The organism is Klebsiella spallanzanii, assembly GCF_902158555.1.
GTDB classification, from domain to species: Bacteria; Pseudomonadota; Gammaproteobacteria; order Enterobacterales; family Enterobacteriaceae; genus Klebsiella; species Klebsiella spallanzanii.
The window spans coordinates 1-314 of record NZ_CABGGS010000038.1 but is presented as its reverse complement, the minus strand read 5'-3'; the positions used below and the strand labels follow the sequence as shown (position 1 = coordinate 314).

2 pseudogenes are annotated in these 314 nt (G+C 56.7%); both read right to left on the bottom strand.

What is annotated here, in order from left to right:
- Positions 1–127: pseudogene (locus FN082_RS20555) on the bottom strand (cell division protein YceG); the annotation flags it as partial.
- 1 nt (position 128) lies between these two features.
- A pseudogene (locus tag FN082_RS20550) lies at positions 129–314 on the bottom strand (aminodeoxychorismate lyase); the annotation flags it as partial.

Sequence of the window (314 nt, the reverse complement as noted above, 5' to 3'; positions counted from 1 at the left end):
TAAAGATGGTCTCTTCCTTAATCAGCAGCTTGCTGTCCGCCAGCTGGCGTACCTTCCACATGCCTGCCGCCGCGGCGATGCCCAACAGCACGACCAGCAACAGGATAAAACGTAACATTTTCTTCATACTAACCAGACAGCTCACACAAAGGGGCTAAAAAATGGTAAAGCTCACGCGAGGACCAGGTGGTCTCCTCCCAGCGGCGAACCGGCACCAGCGGCATCAGCGCATTGCAGATCAGCACTTCATCGGCCTCCCGCAACGTCTCGGGACGCGCTGTCACTTCGACAACGCGAAACGTCGATGGTGCCAG